We start from the raw sequence: 14,959 nt of genomic DNA, 5'->3' as shown, positions 1-14,959 counted from the left end.
ATGGCCGAGCTCGATTCTCCAGAAGGTAGCTGGTGACACGAGTGTTGAGCCCACCCAACTAGGGTGACGGAAATTTCTGGGGTTCCGGCTTACATCCCCCATTAGGAGGTTTGCTCCACTCAGAAGGACTAGTGGCTTTCCAGCTGCGAAGGCGTATGAATCTGGGCCGTAATCAGACGTGGTAACCAAGATTCCTTTCGTTGCGCCTTCGCTTCATTCAAACATAGAAGATTCGACCAAGGGACAACACCCCGTCGTTCAATGACCGAACAGTTTTTGATGCGGCGCGTGCCCCGACGCCGGCTCACGAGCAATGGTTGGCAGCTCGCTTGTCCTAGCGATGACCACCCTACCGCCGTATTTCACCCCGGTCGTCCACTAGCGATAACAACGGCCGGCGCGCTGATGACTGACGAGCTGTCAGGCTGGAAGCGGCACGACGGACCGCAACAGCGTCGCGGTAGCTGCCGCGGCGGCCCGACCAACCTCGACTTCAGCAAGCATCGGACAGGCGATGCTGCATCTCCTCGATCTGCTGGAATATGCCCTTGGCTACTTCGACCAAACAGGGATCAAAGTGCAGCCCAGCCTGCTCGACAACGTAAGCCTGCGCCTTTTCGAGAGGCCAGGCCTGCTTGTATGGCCGAGGTGAACGCAGCGCGTCATAGACATCGCACAATGCGACAATACGTGCGGCCAACGGGATTTCTTCCCCCTTCAGACCTTGTGGATAGCCGGTCCCATCCCAGCGCTCGTGGTGATACATGGCAATCTCGGCTGCCATCTCGAGCAACGGAGATTCTTCACCGTCACGCAGGATGGCATGCCCGATCCGCGTGTGGCGCTGCATGATCTCGCGCTCGGGATCGGTAAGCTGCCCCGGTTTGAGCAGAATATGGGGTTTGGGGAGCAACGGAACAGAAAGTGCACTTAAGCCCAGCGCCTGCCCGCAAACCCTTGTGGCGTCTGGTTAGTTCGGGAAAACCATCCTTTTGTCGAACCCTGGCAGGCACTGACGCCAGGCCGTCCAAACGCATGAAAAGCAGTGCAGAAAAGTCGTTCAGTAAAACAAAGTCTGGATAACCGCCCCTATTTTCGGCAGCGGTGAACTCTAGCTAAGCCTTACGTTGGTTTTTGGTTCCACTGCTCCCCAAACCCCTTGCTGCGCCCGCCACGGCTGAGTTGTTTGGCCAGCTCTCTTGCTCGCTCCTGGCGTTCAAGCGCAGCCCGCTCCTGGGCAACGCGCAGCATCTCGCTGGCCATGCGTTCACGCTCCGCATCGGCGCGGGCGTTTTGCTCCTGGTTCTGCTGGAAGCGCGCCCTGAACGCATCCATGCCACCAGCGGCGGTACCCGCCGCCAGATCACGCGCAGCGCGGGCTTTCTCGAAGTCGATGATCTGCGCCGACACCTCGCGCAGCGCCTTGCGGTCGGTCACCAGCTCGCGGCCCTGGTCATTCGCCGCAGCTCGATCCAACGCGCCCAGGGGGGCACGGCCAGCCCGAGCAGCTTCACGGCGGATCTGCGTGACCCTTGGGCCTTCGTGGATGGTCGCCGGGCGATCCAGGGCGTCAGCGCGCTCCAGGTCGCCCGCTGACAGCGCGGCTTCGCGCTGCTCGATCAGCGACCGGCGATCCACGCGAACATCCAACCCAGCGCGCTCCAGGGCGTGATTGGTGCGCGCCTCGATCATGGCTCTGATCCACTCGATTTCCTGCGGCCCGCGCTTCACGTCGTCCAGCTCGCGGGTCTTCTCGCCAAGCTCGCCGGACGGCTCCAGGCGGCGGGTGGTCATCAGAATGTGGACGTGGTGATTGCGGTTGTCGCCCTCCCGATCGGGCTGGTGGACGGCCAGCGTGCCGGCTGTGCAGTAGCGGTTGGCCAAGTCCTGGGCAATCGACTTGGCCAGGTCGCTGCGCTGCACCTGGTCGAGTTCGTGCGGCAGGGCGACCAGGACTTCACGGGCCACGCGGGCGTTCTTGCGAACCTCGGCGGCTTCGGCCTTGTTCCATAGCTCGGCACTGCCCTGCACGGCATGGCCGTGCGGAGCAAAACCTTCGACGTTATCCACGCCGGAACGGCGGCGGTAGTCGTGGATTTCTCCGGTGCGCATGTCGGTGATTTGCTCGGCATTCCGGTACGCAGCAGCGGCAGTGGCGGAACGGCCACCACCACGACTAATAGGTTTCACGGATGCGGAGTAGAGCGCCACGGCTTTGGATTCTCGCTTTTGGTTTCTGTCTTTTGATCTTGTCGGCTTGCCGACCGCGCTGCAAACGAAGTTTGCGTAAGTGCGCCCTTCTCTTCTTTCAGGGTCGCACTGTACACGTCCATACTCTAGCGTAGAATCAAAAATTCAGACCCAAGCAGAGACAACTACACATGGCAGATCTAGAAGAGCTTAAAAGAAAGCGCGACCAACTCACAGCCAAGATTCAACAGGCAGAAGCACGACAGCGAGCTACAGCCAAAAAGGCAGATGATCGGGTCAAGGTGTTGGTAGGCGCAGCAGTTCTTCATCAGCAAACCCAATCCACCGAGAAGCGCGCAGTTCTTCTCTCATTGCTTGATAGCTTCCTCACTCGACCAGCTGAACGGATCGCGGTTTTGGGTGAGGATGGGCAAGGCTCTGAGGCTTTCAAGCGACTGGTGGCTGGGGGTGGTGAATGAGCTTCCTAACGCGCGTCTACATGTACCCTGACGTTGAGGCAGTCCGGGGAGAAAATACGCTAGCCGTTTGGGAAGCACGGTGGCCCAAATGGGTCGATGATCTGCTTGAGGCCGGGAAGCTCACACAGTCGCGCTCTGACAACTTCCCCAGCCTATACAGGGGCATAGCCAGCGACATACTGCCGATGCTGCCAGCAAATCGGAGAATGTACCCGGCGCTCTACTTCACGCCCGAAGTGCTCCAGGAGCGAATCAACGCATGTCCGCCTGATGCCGTCCTGGGCATCGAAATCTGGGATCAGTGCTGATTCAAGAACGCAAAAGCACGGCCTGCTCAGCGCCTGCGCGGCAGGAAACCTGCCCCACCTGCGCTAACCTCCACTGAAACATGCGGCAAAGCCGCACGGGCTAATGGGCAGAAGAGGTAACCCGCATGCTATTTGTCGACTCGGCACATGACTTGATCAGGAATTGGAATGTTCGGCACGTACTTAAAAATGAGGCTGTCATTCTCGAAACAACACAGCAATGCGGCTATTTCGCCTTCTGCAATCAGCGCCAAGAAGTCCCCCGTGAAGTTCTCGACATACCCGCACAGGCGCACACGACGCGTTACGCATCGATCTTGACGAACGCGGGCGATCCTACGGCTGAAGAATTCGCCAGAGCCGCCTAGAAGGCCGCAGGAAGCGTTTTGACGGTACAGGCAGTAGATTCCACGAATTGCGAAGGAAAATCGCCATACGCGCTTCTAGGCGAGCCTGAGGCGCATGCAGTGGTGCAGGCTCCCCGCAAATTTTCAGTAACCCCCCACACTGATTACTCGCTTTTACAGATTTGATACCGCCGAGTTACTACGGAGTGCCTGGGAGCTGGTGTCGTGTTTTTCAAAAAATAGCTTCTGGCCGTAGGCCAGGCATTCAGCTGTTGCTTGTGATTTGGCTTTTTATGCCGGTGATGTTCTGTGTCGAGAGGTGGTTTTGGCGCCAGGAGGCGCGTAGCGCCTGGTAGAAGCTGTGCCGCTTGCGGCACAACATAGCTAACCGGAGGGGGAGCCGCCCGCAGGGTGGGGGAACACCGTAGGGGTGCCCCGGCAGAGCCGCGTTTTTTCGATTTTTTTGTGCTCAGTTTCAAAATTCTGCAGGACGCTTTTTAAACCTGTTTTTTCTTGTTTTTATCTTGTTTTTAAATCTTGTTTTTAGCACCTCTGCAGGCCACGTGGCACTAGGGCTGCAGCGATTAAGTAGCTAAAGATTCCGGGTAAGTAGCTAAGGATTCCGGGTTGAAGAGCTAAAGATTCCGGGTAAGTAGCTAAGGATTCCGGGTTGAAGAGCTAAAGATTCCGGGTGTTATCCACAAGCGCGTCTGCATCAGGAAAATTAAGCTTCATCTGGTCGTCATCTCTAAATTTAAAAATGAGCCGATTGATCGACCGCCCTTTCTTCTCGGTTTTCAACTCAATCTGCAGGCCGCTCTTTTCCCTTAGCTCGGTAATGGCTGGATCGATTACTTTCAGCTTTAGGTTGCTGTAGCGCTCGTAGGAGGGGCCTAGCTCTAGCAGGTCACGGAAGTCATCAACACTGACTGTATAGAGCCCTGTAGTTTTGAACTGCTGCAGTAGCTCAAACAGCCTGATGGAGTGGGTAGATGACAGCGCGGCAATGCGCTTTAGCTCGTAGGTTGTGAAGCTCTTGTTCAAGTGGACTAGGTAAGGCTGCACGTGGACAGTGAAGTACAGCTTCGTCTCACCTCCACCATCCAAATAATCCACACGATCAACCCAGCGAAAGCGGCTTTTGTAGCGGCCATCGTAGGTCTTGATATCACGCTCATAAAGCGCCGCCGTAGCTTCCTTCAAGGCTTCATAGGCCTGCTTTAGAGGGATTCCGTACTGCTCTGAGAAATCGGGAGCAGTGATCGAAAGGGGGCGCGGCATCGGCTTGCGTGGATCTATCTGTGAAATTGCCGCCAGAAGCAAACGCTGTTCATTTAGGGTGAGCTTATAGGCTGCTGTCACCAGGTCATTCGACTTGGTGACATTTTTCTTGGATGCTGCCGGTTCTGCCACGACACTTCTCATCAGACTAAATCCATAGACAGGCTTAGCTAGATACTAAACAGCTAAAATAGAAATATCCATTAGTCTTTTAGACCGGAATCTTTAGCTCTCTATGTAAAGCAACATTGCTTTACATAGCGGTCTGTATTCCTCCAAGCGCTACTTATGAATTATGAATTAATAATTCACAAACCCAGATATGGCGAGGGCTTCACGTATGATTGCACTTACGGTCTTCGGCCCAACGCCCGCTCTCTTATTCTCTAGGGCCTTGTCTTCTAGCTGTTCAATAAGGCTTGGTGGGAGACTGATGGTCACCGGCTTTGCCTTCTTCGCTTTGGGCTGCGACTCACCGTAAGGTCGATCCACTAAATCGCGGGCTAGGGCTTCAATCTCTGCCTGGCTGGGCAGATTTTTTGGTTTGGATGATGCTGTCTGACTGGGGGGCTTAGGCATCACCAAAAACCTCTTTTGTCAGCTGATCAATCTCAGCAGCAGCCTGGGCGTTGTCACACTCAAGCACAGACTTACCGGAAGGAATCGCATCCTTATAGGCCTTGCGATAGAACCCAACAGCATCCAACGGCTGAATGCTCGGAAACTCAGCCAAGTACGCTAAGAATTCTTTGCGCTCCGTTTCACGCACTGCGGGATTTGTGCTGGCCATACTGTGGTAGGCCAAAACGCGAAGATCAGGATTCAAGTCACGAACGCGCTCGCATTGCTCTTGGAGCTCGCCGAGCGTATCCAGGTCCAACTGACTGCACTGGTGAGGCGCAATAATCACATCGGCTATGACTGCTCCCGTGATGAGCTCTCGCGAGTTTCGTCCAGCGACATCAACCAACACATGGTCGAATTTCTCGCCAAGAGTCTTAAGTGTTGCTGTGATGTTGTCTCGCTTCTCGATGAGTGTAATGGCGGGTTTTAACCCTGCAGCTTCACGCTCTGCGTGCCATCTAGAAGCAGAGCGCTGCGGGTCAGCATCGACCAGGCACACGTCCGAACCACGCCGAGCAAGCGCTACAGCAAGGTTAACGGCTGTAGTGGTCTTCCCAGCTCCCCCTTTGTTGCATCCAATAACAACGATCATAATTCATAATTCCTAATTGTGAATTGCGACTAATTTGCTTGTGAGGGTATCACGATAGCTAGTTATGAATTGTGACTTCACAACTAATAGCACGCGCTTTTGGATACGCTGATACGCTGTAGGTATCAGCAAAATGCGAAGCAGGTTGATACGAGCGCTTGAAGCGAGCCGGCGGCAGTAGCCGGAATCCTTCCCCCTTCGGGTGGTGGCCAGCGCCGGCTAGGTGCTGGCAGAGCTGCTGCAGGCAACCCGGAATCCTTCCTTGATTACCCTGGTGGGGACTCGTTGGTGCCCGGTCGCGCAACCAAAACCAGTGCATGAATAGCCAACCGTTGACTGTATCTCAATAGAGATACAGAATAGATGGCAATACAGGAGGCCTGTGACCATGACTGCACAAACTTCAATGCTGCACATCCGCGTTGACGACAACCTCAAAGCGCAAGCAACCACAGCGCTTGGCGCTATGGGCCTGACGATGGCTGACGCTGTTCGTTTGCTTCTACATCGTGTCGTTGCTGATCAGGCGTTCCCGCTCGAACTTAAAGTCCCGAATGCTGCGACCCGTGCGGCTATGTCTGAAGCCGATGCAATTGCTAAAGCTCGCAATGCTCGCTTTGCCACTGCAGATGAGTTGTTCGACGATCTTGAAAAAAACAGCCGCCAGTAAACGAGCAAGCCTGCCCAGGGCAGCTGATTACACCAAATCATTCATCAAGGACTGGGAGCGCCTATCTCGTTCAGGCCGGTACGACATGAACCGGCTCAAAGAAGCCATGCTGCTGCTGATTGCTAACGATGCTCCGCTCGGTGCTGAATGGCTCGACCACCCTCTCAAGGGAGACTGGGCAGGGCATCGTGAGTGCCATGTCGGTGGCGACTTCCTGCTGGCCTACAAAACCGATGACAGCGGTAAAACGGGTTTAATCATTTTTGTCCGCGCCGGCACTCACGCTGAACTGTTCAACGAGTGACGCTCATGCGCCACCCATCGCTTTATTCAGCGCTCGATAGAGTGTTGAACGATGCACGCCCAGGAGCTCCGCTGCCGCTTTCACGGTGAAACCATCTTGATCGACTAGACGCCGAGCGTGCTCGATCTGTGTCTTGGTGAGAGTCGGGCGAGGGCCGAACTTCACACCTCTCGCCTTGGCGGCCTCTCGGCCTGTACGGGTACGTTCCAGGATCAAGCTACGCTCGAACTCGGCGATACCTGCAAACACCGTCATCACCATGCGTCCTGCTGGTGAGGTGGTGTCTGCCCAGGGCTCAGCCAAGCTGCGCAGGCCAGCACCGCAACCACGAATCCGCTCAGAAATATCCAGTAAGTCACGCGTACTGCGGGCCAATCGGTCTAACCGAGTAACAGTGACCACATCACCAGGGCGAAGATGATCGAGCATGCGATCCAGTTCAGGCCGCACGCGACGTGCGCCGGATACCTTTTCAGCAAACAGCTTGTTGCATCCAGCTAGGCGTAGCTGATCACGCTGTTGCGTTAGATCCTGGTCGTCGGTGCTCACACGTGCATAGCCAAGGATGAGGCCGCTAGTGATGAGGTCGAGAGTGCCGGGATCGTTGTCGTCGCGCATGATTAGTCGTCGCAGGTTATGGTCGCAGCATCATGCCATTGCGCGACAGACACATGCGACAGGCCATCGCCAGCAAATCCGGGGGCAATGTGGCTGTCGCGTAACTTAGAAATTATGCGACAATTCACTCGGTTTTTTGAGTTTTATGACATTTCGTAATGGATCGAATCTGGCTGTCTATCGAGAGCTAGTCTTGGGTCTTCCAGACGATCGTAAAATATCAATACCGATATAAAAAATATGTTATAAGATGCCTAGATATTTACACATGGATTTAGGATTTTGGTTACCAACAATACTGCGAAAACTCTGGCTTTTGATCAACATTTATTGACGTTGCTAGAAGCTACAGAGCAGCTGGTAATATCTGGCGGAATCAAGAAAAGCTCGTAGAGGATGCCTCTGATGAGGTCTGGATAGATCAGATGTACGAGATCGATCGCTTAGAAGGTCAATACAGAGCCTATCAAGATCAGATAATCCACCACCTCAAGCAGGCCGTGAAAGACGGCATTGTCGCCTCAGAATGACAGCCATTGATCAGGCGTATTTAGTCCTGCCCACGGCGAATCGCGTTGCTCTGCCCCAAGGCCTTCTTGTTTTCCGGTTGAAACGTCATTGCGACCTTAAACACTTGGCCATCTGATCTTTGGTAAACCCTAGCTATGGCAAGTTGCGTCTTAAAATTAAAGACTGCCCATGACCCGCTCGAATCGTAAAACCCTTATGGCCAGCCTGCTAATTGCGCTCTGGGGCCTCTCCATTCTAGTCGCCTACTGGTGGTACGAAGCACGTTACCTGCGCAGCTTCAGTGAGCAGACCGCGTTGTTCTACGGCGAGCTGCTGCACCTGCCTGATGAGCTTGCGGGTCCAGGCCCGATCCGCCTGATACATTTCTGGGACCCGTCCTGCCCATGCAATGTCGGCAACCAGCAGCACCTTACCGAGCTTATTAAGCGCTTCGGCCCACAGGGTGTTAGTTTCTACGCGGTGCAAACGCCAGGTAGTCACGACCAATTACCTGAAGCCCTGAACGCTTTGAAAACTTTACCCGCCTTGAGCGGCATCTACAGAATACCAGCCAGCCCGGCAGTAGCAATCTGGGACCGGACAGGCCAATTAGCATACTTCGGCCCCTACAGCGAAGGCGCAACCTGCACCTCTAGTAACAGCATTATCGAGCCCATTCTCGACGCCCTGAGTGCTGGCAGACCCGTAAACGCAAATAACACAATGGCCGTAGGCTGCTTCTGCGACTGGCCGAACAATTGACGATCACAAACCGGCAACGCGTTACGGCATCACGCGCAAAAGCATGCTCATCCTTAGACTCACCTTGCCGATACAGAAGTTGTCGAGCGCCTAAATCAAGCTAGCCCTATGTAACACTCACCACGACTGCAGCACCACCTAGAGCCTATCGCCATGTCCGCTAACCTCTCCCCCCTTCAACAGCACTACCAAAAAGCAGACCGAATCATGCTGGGTGTGCTGTGGCTGATGTTTGTGTACTCGCTCGGACTCGCGTTCTGGCATGGTGCTTGGGGTCAAGCGCTCCTGGTCGGAGGTGGTACAGCGGTTGTGATGAGCCTGCTTAACCAGCTAATCAGCGGCCAGCGTCTGTTGCGTTGCGTAATGGGCGCGGCGTATATGGTAATGGCGGCCCTGCACATCAACCAAGCTGGCGGCATGCTTGAAATGCATTTCAGCATCTTCGTGCTACTGGCTTTCTTGGTGTACTACCGTGACTGGCTTCCGATCGTGGTAGCCGCATTGGTGATTGCAGTGCATCACTTGAGTTTCTTTGCCTTACAAGCTCAAGGTGTTGACGTTGTTGTGCTGCCGAGCGGCAGTTGGTCAACCATTTTCCTGCATGCGCTCTACGTCGTAGCAGAAAGCGCAATTCTGATTTACTTGGCGATGCAGACTCACGCGGAAGCCGTTGAAAGCGCGGCGCTGATGCAAGCTGCCGAGAAGATCACTGAGCGAGTTGACGAAGTCAACCTCAGCTACCGCAGCAGTGCGCAGGGCAAAGTTAGCCTAGGTTTTAACCAATTTCTTGGCACCTTGGACGATCTGGTCAGCGAAGTGATTAGAGACACAAAAAGTCTGAAAAAAATGGGTGACAGTCTGCTGCTAACCACCGAGAACCTAAGCTCTGGGGCAGAGCAACAGCAAGGCGAAATCATCTACATGAGCTCAGCTATGCTGCAGATGAGCACCGCCATTGACGAAGTGGCTGGACATGCTGATGGCGCCGCGGCGGCAGCTCAAGCCGCCAACCAGCAAGCTGCCGAGGGTAGTCGCTCGGTCAACCATGTGCGCAGCGAGATCAGCAAACTGGCCACACAAATCGACGTTACTGAAACCGAGGTTCAGGCGCTGGCAGAACAGTCCGAGCAGATCGGCAAGGTGTTGGAAGTGATCCGCTCGATTGCGGATCAAACCAACCTGCTAGCCCTAAATGCTGCGATTGAAGCCGCGCGTGCTGGCGAGCATGGTCGTGGTTTTGCCGTCGTAGCTGACGAGGTGCGCAATCTGGCGCAGAAAACTGCGTTGTCTACCGCTGAAATACAAAAAATCATCAGTGGCTTGCAACAAGGTAGCCGCCAAGCAGCGGCCGCTATGCAAGAAAGCCGAGACAGCGTGCGCAGCTGCGTACAAGACAGTCAAGCGACTGCTGAACTGCTAGGCACAGTAGCGCAAAACATCAGCGGTATTACTCAAATGAACGAGCTGATTGCCGCCGCCACCCACGAGCAAGCTGCGACCAGTGCAGAAGTTAGTCAGCACCTACACAGCGTGCAACAAGTAGCCAAGCAAAGCTTCGGCGATGCTAGCAATCTTAACGACGATGGCCAGCAACTCAGCCAGTTAGCCGATCGCTTGAGCCGTTTGACTGGTCGCTTCCGCGTTAGCCGCTAAGCGCTGAATAGCCCCGACTTGGCAGGCAAATCTTACGGACTACTTGGCTGATGTTTGTGTGTCGAGTCCGACATTAACAGTCGGACGCGTGCCAGTGCCGGGCTCGCACTGGCACGCGGTATGATCTTGACCCGATTTACCATAAACGTCGTTATGCGTAACGCGTAGGACTCACTACTTGCGCGAAAACACCTTGGAGGTGCCTGCCGGGAATTGCTCAAGGCCCAAGTGATACTCGGCGTATTGACTGCTGCCATCCTGCATCACGCACACCGCCAGAATTATCCAGCCTTGATCCAGCAGACCTTGCGCCTGGGTAATTCCGTTTACGGTCTTCAGCTGCTTAACGTTCTCAATCGCCATCGGTACTACTCCTTGTAGGTAAGGATCAATTTTAGCAACCTTGAAAATGACGTGATGGACGATTTTTCAGCAGCTCGTTCACATAAAATATGAATACGTACAATGAACGTACAGCTTGACAAAACGACAAAGTACGGCTATTGTACGTACTGAGTCGACAACTCAACGAATTGAAAAAACTAAACCTAATTTAAAAACATACTCAAACACACTGAAAAACAAACTGAAAACGAGGACTAAAATGTCGAACTCCATGGAATCAAAAGTGCGTGAGCGCTATTGGAATTTATAACCAACCGTAAGGAAGTAATACCACTTAGAACATTGCAGGTGACCCAAATGTCTACATTAGTTGAAACCTTAAATACCAGTAAAACTGCACGTCTTGACCTCAAGACCACTGAATTCGCAAAAGACTTCATTAGAAAAGCAGCAACTATTTCAGGTCTAGACATGACTTCTTTCATCATGTCTTCCGCTTTTGAAAAAGCAGAAGCCGTAATGGAAAATTACAACCGATTGGAGCTTTCTGAAAAAGCTTTCTCCCGGTTACACGAAATTCTTCGTGAGAGCGATGAAAATGCGACACCAACCCCAACCTTAGTAAAACTTATGAGGAATAAAAATGAACGTGCAAGAGACAGAAAACTACGAAGTTGATAACAATTTGCGTGACCATTACGCATCCTATACTTTTCCGAAAACTTTCAGTTGTGGCGAAGTGGTCCTTGACGACTATTTCAAAACCAACCTTAAGCGTGCTCTGAAAAGCGAAAATGTTACTGGAATCGGAGCAATTAACGACAAGGGAGAGGTGTTCGCGTTTTGCACTCTTACTTTTCTTATTTTGGATAAAGCCAGAATCCAGACCTATTTGGAATCGGGGAATCAACCCAATCAGGTTCCAGCGGTCAAGCTAAGCATGCTTGCTGTTGACGTTTCACGTCAAAAACAAGGTGTTGGCTGTGAGCTTCTGATGATGGCTTTCGATCAGGCTGTTACTGTTCATGAAAGCATTCCAATCAAAGGAATGTTTTTAGATGCAGCACCCAATGCAGTTAAATTTTACCAAAGCCTTGGTTTTGGTGATTTGGGTGAAGTCAATGCTGACGGTACAATTCCGATGTTCATCGCCATCAAGATGATGATCGCGGCTGTATCTGCCGGAGCAATTGACGCCTGATTTATTTTTTTATCGCCGCCAATAGTTTTATTGGCGGCGAATACATTTTTAATTTGCACGTTTCCTCAAAGCCATAATGGTTCTTGCTGAAATTTTAAGAATTTCTTCATTGTGAAAAATCAGCTGCGCTCGATGCGGCTTGGTTTCCTCCTCCCAATGCTGCAGATCCTCCATTCGAAACTGATGCTTTCCCTGGTAGGTCGCCGCGAGGTCAGCAGCCAAGCTGCGCGCGGCTTCTCCAGGCGTGGCAATGGTCCACTCGATAATGTCTGCTATCTGTTCAGCTGGTGATCGCTGTGTAACGCTCTGGGCAGCGGCGCAGGCAAATTCGTTGTAGAGCTGAGCTCCCAGCTCCGGATCGTCCGCAGGATTTCCCGGGCACAGCCGCGGCTCCCAGGGAAGCACGTAGGTCGATTGACCGAAAACTTCTTGCCGGACGTAGTCCGAAGGTTTGGCTAAACGCTGCATGAGGTTTGCTCCCAGGCGAAAATCGCATGGTAGCGCAGCAGACTTTGGGCAGCTAAAAGCTGCTTCCAGAGCGGCCTTAGCCGCTCTGATAAACCGACGGCGAAGACGGCGGAAACAGCCGGACAGACGCCACCCGAGCCCACGAGGGGGGTGAGGAAAAATGGCCCCCAGGCCAAATTTTTCCGTTCTGCCCTGGTGCAGCCCGTTCAGGGCGAAACCAGGGTGCGAAGCATCCGGCCGCACCGCTTGCGTGCGCGTCAGGTGAAACCGGACCAACCTGGATTCGCGATGGAGCAGTCGAGAAAGGGACAACGGACCGCAACGAGACGTCGCGCAATGGCAGAATGCAGGTTGGTCCGGCTTTGCCGGGCGCGCACGCTGGTGAATTTTCGAGACAAGCCCGTCCAGGGCGCAGGGGAGGAAAGAGGGTGGAGGCTCGCGCAGCGAGTCGGAACCCTGAAAGCCTGACGGGGCGCTCCCCCGGAAGGTTTGGGCGTCCCGCAGGGCGGCCACGACAGACCGAAGGGATGGCGCGCTGTGGTTCTGCTTTTGTCTTGGATTATCTATTGTCTGATCTATTGGTCCTTCTATTGCTGCGGCTATGGCTTCAGCAATAGGAGTCCCATAGGAAGAGTACAAAGGTGAAAAGGTACAAAAGGGCAAAACGCCAAAAGCATTCGCGCTACGCGCTCACCAGTTCGACCCCCAAAGGGGGACCCCCACTCCCTGGGATCAGATCCAAAGCTAATGCTTTCACACGCCAGATTAAGAGCACCATCACCATTCCCTTAATGGCGCTGAGCTCTGGTTCACCACTGTCACTGATTACTCGCTTTTATCGCCTGTGAGCCCACTAGAGACACTTGGGTGTTCCTAGTCGCAAAAGGGCACCACTGCGCTCCAAGGAGCGCTTAAATAAAGTCTCCAGCCTATGGCTGGGCATTATTTGGGGAGGGGGAGCCACGAAGTGGGGGAACCCCGTAGGGGTGCCCCGGCAGAGCCGCCGCTTTTTTACTTTTCCCTTTTAAACCTTTTAGATCACCTACACGCCTTGTTCTACAAGGGGTGTAGAGCTCATAAAGGGAGGGATTTGTTGCCATAAAGGGAGGGATTTGTTGCCATAAAGGGAGGGATTTGTTGCCATAAAGGGAGGGATTTGTTGTATTGTAGGAGAAAGATATAAACTCCCAAAAAATGAAGTGGAGCATATATGAGCTCATCAGCAATGGTTTACAAAAGTAACGCTCTTGTAGAGGCAGCATATCGCCTTAGTGTCCAGGAGCAGCGGATCGTTCTCGCCTGTATCAGTCAGGTAAAAAGGAACGAGCCGTTCACCGATGAAGTGATGTACTCGGTGACTGCTGAGGAGATTTCTACAATGGCCGGAGTCCCCATTGAATCCTCATATAGCCAGCTTAAAGAAGCTGCTCTACGCCTGAAACGGCGAGAGGTCCGGCTAACCCAGGAGCCCAATGGGAATGGTAAACGACCAAGCGTCATGATTACCGGTTGGGTGCAAACAATTGTCTATCGAGAGGGGGAGGGTCGCGTAGAGCTACGCTTCACCAAAGACATGGTGCCGTATCTGACAGAGCTCACAAAACAGTTCACAAAATACGCTTTAGCCGATGTAGCACAAATGGATAGCACTCACGCTATCCGGCTTTACGAATTGCTCATGCAGTGGGACAGCATTGGTCAGAGGGAGATATCCATTGACCAACTCCGTGAGTGGTTTCAACTCGAAGGCCGGTATCCATCGATCAAGGATTTTAAAAAATGGGTATTAGAACCAGCGGTTGCGCAAATCACAGAACACAGCCCTCTTCGGGTGGTCTGGACACAGCGGAAAACAGGTCGAAAGGTCACGCACTTAGCATTCTGTTTTGGGCCTAAATCCATGGTCAACACTAATGGGAAAACCAACACCAAACGCGGCAAGCTGTCAGATGGCGATATAGCAAAACAGGCCCGGCCTGGTGAAACTTGGGAATCTGCACGTGCGCGACTAACTCAACTGGCTTTAGGGCTGACCTGATGTGTGACCATTCGACATTGAACACATATTTACAGCGCAAAACTGTCTGGAACCCTACAGACAGAACCAGACACTGCCCTACATGGCAAAATTAACCATCGGCCGCATGGCAAAGCTCTACGGTTTACACCGTTCAACCTTGCATGAAGCCGTGGCTAAAGGCCGCGTAACTGCTGGCCTGGACGGTAAAGGGCAAAAGGTGATTGACCTGTCTGAAATGATCCGCGTCTATGGCGAACCGCAGGGCTATCCCCTACACCGCCCTACACTTGACCCGACACCCTCGCCCTACACGCCCCCTACACCTGAAATGGACGCCCTACACCCAGCCCTATACCCACTGGTTGAAGAGGTTCGATTGCTACGTGCAGAGATACAAGAGCTGCGCCAATCACTTCGACTGCTCGAGCATAAGCCTGACCCTAAACCTGCTTCGACTCATAAAGCGAAGCCAGGGGAAGTCCCGACTTGGGGTTGTACGCCGGAATCCCAGAAATTTCCGTCAGCCCAGCTCCAGTCCCGCCACGAGCGCATCCAGGTCGATGAACTTGCCGTCAGTCTGGAAGGTG

At 53.4% G+C, this 14,959-nt stretch carries 16 protein-coding genes and 1 pseudogene; 9 read left to right on the top strand and 8 right to left on the bottom strand.

Features of this window, described 5'->3' with window-relative positions; all coding sequences use genetic code 11:
• The 3 genes and pseudogenes from ACZRJ6_RS26000 to mobQ form a co-directional block, all read right to left on the bottom strand.
• Window positions 1-198, bottom strand: a pseudogene (locus ACZRJ6_RS26000) (hypothetical protein); the annotation flags it as partial.
• 295 nt (window positions 199-493) lie between these two features.
• A complete protein-coding gene (locus tag ACZRJ6_RS25995) occupies window positions 494-940 on the bottom strand; it encodes an HD-GYP domain-containing protein (protein ID WP_463954518.1) in 447 nt (148 codons plus the stop codon).
• A gap of 182 nt (window positions 941-1,122) precedes the next feature.
• Window positions 1,123-2,211: a MobQ family relaxase gene (gene mobQ / locus ACZRJ6_RS25990; RefSeq protein ID WP_463970460.1), complete on the bottom strand. Its 1,089-nt coding sequence runs from the start codon at window positions 2,209-2,211 to the stop codon at window positions 1,123-1,125.
• A gap of 170 nt (window positions 2,212-2,381) precedes the next feature.
• On the opposite strand from mobQ, the gene ACZRJ6_RS25985 reads away from it, so the two are divergent.
• Window positions 2,382-2,669 (top strand): hypothetical protein, encoded by a 288-nt coding sequence (locus tag ACZRJ6_RS25985; RefSeq protein ID WP_463966801.1) that lies wholly within the window; start codon window positions 2,382-2,384, stop codon window positions 2,667-2,669.
• Between the two features lie 1,333 nt (window positions 2,670-4,002).
• Here ACZRJ6_RS25985 and ACZRJ6_RS25980 read toward each other — a convergent pair.
• Together ACZRJ6_RS25980 and ACZRJ6_RS25975 are read right to left on the bottom strand one after the other, a co-directional pair.
• Window positions 4,003-4,737 (bottom strand): replication initiation protein, encoded by a 735-nt coding sequence (locus ACZRJ6_RS25980; RefSeq protein WP_463970459.1) that lies wholly within the window; start codon window positions 4,735-4,737, stop codon window positions 4,003-4,005.
• Between the two features lie 439 nt (window positions 4,738-5,176).
• Window positions 5,177-5,821, bottom strand: a complete 645-nt coding sequence (locus tag ACZRJ6_RS25975) for an AAA family ATPase (protein ID WP_176704755.1) — start codon at window positions 5,819-5,821, stop codon at window positions 5,177-5,179.
• 388 nt (window positions 5,822-6,209) lie between these two features.
• Between ACZRJ6_RS25975 and ACZRJ6_RS25970 the strand changes: the two genes are divergently transcribed.
• Together ACZRJ6_RS25970 and ACZRJ6_RS25965 are read left to right on the top strand one after the other, a co-directional pair.
• Window positions 6,210-6,491, top strand: coding sequence for a type II toxin-antitoxin system RelB/DinJ family antitoxin (locus tag ACZRJ6_RS25970; protein WP_463966798.1), 282 nt, complete (start codon window positions 6,210-6,212; stop codon window positions 6,489-6,491).
• Window positions 6,469-6,795 carry a type II toxin-antitoxin system YafQ family toxin gene (locus tag ACZRJ6_RS25965; protein WP_463966797.1) on the top strand — a complete coding sequence of 109 codons (327 nt, stop codon included), beginning with the start codon at window positions 6,469-6,471 and terminating at the stop codon, window positions 6,793-6,795. Before ACZRJ6_RS25970 ends, ACZRJ6_RS25965 begins: the two co-directional genes overlap by 23 nt.
• A gap of 3 nt (window positions 6,796-6,798) precedes the next feature.
• On the opposite strand, the gene ACZRJ6_RS25960 is transcribed toward ACZRJ6_RS25965, so the two are convergent.
• Complete coding sequence (locus ACZRJ6_RS25960; RefSeq protein WP_463966796.1) at window positions 6,799-7,413, bottom strand: recombinase family protein; 615 nt, start codon at window positions 7,411-7,413, stop codon at window positions 6,799-6,801.
• Window positions 7,414-8,112: 699 nt separating this feature from the next.
• Here ACZRJ6_RS25960 and ACZRJ6_RS25955 point away from each other — a divergent pair.
• Both ACZRJ6_RS25955 and ACZRJ6_RS25950 read left to right on the top strand, forming a co-directional pair.
• Window positions 8,113-8,685, top strand: coding sequence for a DUF6436 domain-containing protein (locus ACZRJ6_RS25955; protein WP_048377739.1), 573 nt, complete (start codon window positions 8,113-8,115; stop codon window positions 8,683-8,685).
• Window positions 8,686-8,838: 153 nt separating this feature from the next.
• Complete coding sequence (locus ACZRJ6_RS25950; RefSeq protein ID WP_127882200.1) at window positions 8,839-10,338, top strand: methyl-accepting chemotaxis protein; 1,500 nt, start codon at window positions 8,839-8,841, stop codon at window positions 10,336-10,338.
• Between the two features lie 174 nt (window positions 10,339-10,512).
• Here ACZRJ6_RS25950 and ACZRJ6_RS25945 read toward each other — a convergent pair whose 3' ends face one another.
• Window positions 10,513-10,701 (bottom strand): hypothetical protein, encoded by a 189-nt coding sequence (locus ACZRJ6_RS25945; protein WP_153387371.1) that lies wholly within the window; start codon window positions 10,699-10,701, stop codon window positions 10,513-10,515.
• A 339-nt stretch (window positions 10,702-11,040) separates the two neighbouring features.
• On the opposite strand from ACZRJ6_RS25945, the gene ACZRJ6_RS25940 reads away from it, so the two are divergent.
• Both ACZRJ6_RS25940 and ACZRJ6_RS25935 read left to right on the top strand, forming a co-directional pair.
• Entirely contained in the window at window positions 11,041-11,361 is a 321-nt protein-coding gene (locus ACZRJ6_RS25940; protein ID WP_153387372.1) for a type II toxin-antitoxin system TacA family antitoxin, read from the top strand.
• Window positions 11,327-11,884 carry a GNAT family N-acetyltransferase gene (locus tag ACZRJ6_RS25935; RefSeq protein WP_153387373.1) on the top strand — a complete coding sequence of 186 codons (558 nt, stop codon included), beginning with the start codon at window positions 11,327-11,329 and terminating at the stop codon, window positions 11,882-11,884. Before ACZRJ6_RS25940 ends, ACZRJ6_RS25935 begins: the two co-directional genes overlap by 35 nt.
• A 48-nt stretch (window positions 11,885-11,932) precedes the next feature.
• Here the strand turns inward: ACZRJ6_RS25935 and ACZRJ6_RS25930 are convergent, their stop codons facing one another.
• Entirely contained in the window at window positions 11,933-12,352 is a 420-nt protein-coding gene (locus ACZRJ6_RS25930; protein ID WP_463863049.1) for a hypothetical protein, read from the bottom strand.
• 1,210 nt (window positions 12,353-13,562) lie between these two features.
• On the opposite strand from ACZRJ6_RS25930, the gene ACZRJ6_RS25925 reads away from it, so the two are divergent.
• Window positions 13,563-14,390 (top strand): replication initiation protein, encoded by an 828-nt coding sequence (locus ACZRJ6_RS25925; RefSeq protein ID WP_463983183.1) that lies wholly within the window; start codon window positions 13,563-13,565, stop codon window positions 14,388-14,390.
• A gap of 82 nt (window positions 14,391-14,472) precedes the next feature.
• A partial coding sequence (locus tag ACZRJ6_RS25920) for a hypothetical protein (RefSeq protein ID WP_463993565.1) occupies window positions 14,473-14,959 on the top strand: 487 nt, incomplete at its 3' end.

The organism is Pseudomonas sp. C321, assembly GCF_055407105.1.
This window is presented reverse-complemented; position numbering and strand designations above follow the sequence as displayed.

Coding starts and splice junctions, on each gene's coding strand:
- ACZRJ6_RS25985 (WP_463966801.1), top strand. CDS start 2,382: ATGGCAGATCTAGAAGAGCTTAAAAGAAAGCGCGACCAACTCACAGCC.
- ACZRJ6_RS25975 (WP_176704755.1), bottom strand. CDS start 5,821: ATGATCGTTGTTATTGGATGCAACAAAGGGGGAGCTGGGAAGACCACT.
- ACZRJ6_RS25970 (WP_463966798.1), top strand. CDS start 6,210: ATGACTGCACAAACTTCAATGCTGCACATCCGCGTTGACGACAACCTC.
- ACZRJ6_RS25960 (WP_463966796.1), bottom strand. CDS start 7,413: ATGCGCGACGACAACGATCCCGGCACTCTCGACCTCATCACTAGCGGC.
- ACZRJ6_RS25955 (WP_048377739.1), top strand. CDS start 8,113: ATGACCCGCTCGAATCGTAAAACCCTTATGGCCAGCCTGCTAATTGCG.
- ACZRJ6_RS25950 (WP_127882200.1), top strand. CDS start 8,839: ATGTCCGCTAACCTCTCCCCCCTTCAACAGCACTACCAAAAAGCAGAC.
- ACZRJ6_RS25945 (WP_153387371.1), bottom strand. CDS start 10,701: ATGGCGATTGAGAACGTTAAGCAGCTGAAGACCGTAAACGGAATTACC.
- ACZRJ6_RS25940 (WP_153387372.1), top strand. CDS start 11,041: ATGTCTACATTAGTTGAAACCTTAAATACCAGTAAAACTGCACGTCTT.
- ACZRJ6_RS25935 (WP_153387373.1), top strand. CDS start 11,327: ATGAACGTGCAAGAGACAGAAAACTACGAAGTTGATAACAATTTGCGT.
- ACZRJ6_RS25930 (WP_463863049.1), bottom strand. CDS start 12,352: ATGCAGCGTTTAGCCAAACCTTCGGACTACGTCCGGCAAGAAGTTTTC.
- ACZRJ6_RS25925 (WP_463983183.1), top strand. CDS start 13,563: ATGAGCTCATCAGCAATGGTTTACAAAAGTAACGCTCTTGTAGAGGCA.